The sequence below is a fragment of the Streptomyces sp. NPDC058240 genome, from assembly GCF_042882135.1.
In the GTDB taxonomy this organism is placed as follows: domain Bacteria; phylum Actinomycetota; class Actinomycetes; order Streptomycetales; family Streptomycetaceae; genus Streptomyces.
Genome location: NZ_JBHVWT010000019.1, coordinates 1 through 1330 on the forward strand (window position 1 = coordinate 1; position 1330 = coordinate 1330).

Annotated in this window: 2 protein-coding genes and 1 pseudogene; 2 read left to right on the forward strand and 1 reads right to left on the reverse strand. The window is 70.0% G+C overall.

Translation table 11 applies throughout. The features are described 5' to 3' along the window. Window positions 1–95: 95 nt before the first annotated feature. Window positions 96–242, forward strand: a pseudogene (locus ACFVX4_RS25840) (GNAT family N-acetyltransferase); the annotation flags it as partial. Here ACFVX4_RS25840 and ACFVX4_RS25845 read toward each other — a convergent pair. Beyond that, window positions 223–372, reverse strand: a complete 150-nt coding sequence (locus tag ACFVX4_RS25845) for a hypothetical protein (protein WP_389981276.1) — start codon at window positions 370–372, stop codon at window positions 223–225. The pseudogene ACFVX4_RS25840 and the gene ACFVX4_RS25845 overlap by 20 nt on opposite strands. Window positions 373–573: 201 nt before the next feature. Here ACFVX4_RS25845 and ACFVX4_RS25850 point away from each other — a divergent pair, with 201 nt between their 5' ends. Continuing rightward, a complete protein-coding gene (locus ACFVX4_RS25850; protein ID WP_389981277.1) occupies window positions 574–1194 on the forward strand; it encodes an LAETG motif-containing sortase-dependent surface protein in 621 nt (206 codons plus the stop codon). The last annotated feature ends 136 nt before the right edge of the window (window positions 1195–1330 follow it).

Consider the following 1330-nt stretch of genomic DNA (forward strand, 5'->3'; position numbering starts at 1 on the left):
CCGCCGAGCACGAAGCCGCCCACTACGCGGCCCAACCCCCAGCATCACTCCAGAAAACCAGCTAACTCACTCTCCACGAAACCCGGGGCTTGACACAGTTCAACGCGGTGGTGGAGACGAACATCCACGCCGTAAGGCTCTACCGCTCGCTCGGTTTCGAGATCCTGGTAACGCTGCCGGAGGGTTTCAGCCACCCGGAACAGGGCTTTGTCGGGCTGTACATCATGCACCGCCGTCTCTGACGACGCTTTCGCCGGTCTCTCCTTCGCCGTCCGCGCCGTCCGCGCCGTCCGCGCCGTCCGCGCCGTCCGCGCCGTCCGCGCCGTCCGCGCCGTCCGCGCCGTCCGCGCCGTCCGCGCCGTCCGCGTCCATCGCTCCAGCGCTCGCCTTCCCACGCCGCTGCCCACGTGGTCCCATCCTCCACGCCGTGTCCGTCATGTCCGAACCAATGATGATGTGTGGGCAGTTGATGCAACAGGTGCTTCGTAGGGCGGGTGCGCACGGTGCCGGCAGGGGCAGTACTCTGCGCCCCACCGCCATTCGGGCGATGAAACACATGCGGAGGAAGAATCCATGACCATACCCAGGAGATCGTTGCGTGCTGCGGGAACACTCGCGGCCGCTGCGGTTGTCGGCCTGACCGGCGCGGTGCTCACCGCCGGCCCGGCCGCAGCTCACACCCCCACCTGGGCCGTGACCTGTTCCGAGGTGAACCTTGACCTGACCGCCTACAACAGCAACGTCACCAACCAGGTGACCGTCACTGTCGACGGCAAGGACCTCCTGCCCACCGAGACCTTTGGCAGGGAGTTCCACAAGAAGCTCGAGCTGCCCGAGCACGACAAGGAGCTGACGGTCCACCTCGTCGTCAAGGCCGGTGACGGCGACAACTTCTCGCGCGACGAGACCAAGACGGCACCCGTGTGCGAGGGCACCACCCCGCCGCCCGCGCCGTCCAAGGGCACGCCGTCCCCGGCTCCTTCCAAGAAGGCGCCCGCCGCGAGCGCCACGCCCAGCGAGGCGCCTTCGAAGTCCGCTCCCGCCGTGGTCCCCCCGGGCCCCAGCTCGCCGGACCTGGCCGAGACGGGCTCCTCGTCCGCCACTCCGATCATCGCCGGAGCGGCCGCGGCCGTGCTGCTGGCGGGCGGCGGCATCATGTGGTCCGTGCGCAAGCGCCGTACCGCACAGCACTGACGAATGAGCCGGTGGTCCTGACGCAGGGCTGTGCCAGGACCACCGGTCGAGGCGGTGCCGGCCCCCCCCCTTTTTTTTTGGGGGGCCCCCCCCCCCCCCTCCCCCCCCCCCCCCGGGGGGGGGGGGCCCTCCAGGG

Bases quoted from the DNA above. Each gene is read 5' to 3' on its own strand.
- ACFVX4_RS25850 (WP_389981277.1), top strand. From the start codon at position 574: ATGACCATACCCAGGAGATCGTTGCGTGCTGCGGGAACACTCGCGGCC.
- ACFVX4_RS25845 (WP_389981276.1), bottom strand. From the start codon at position 372: ATGGACGCGGACGGCGCGGACGGCGCGGACGGCGCGGACGGCGCGGAC.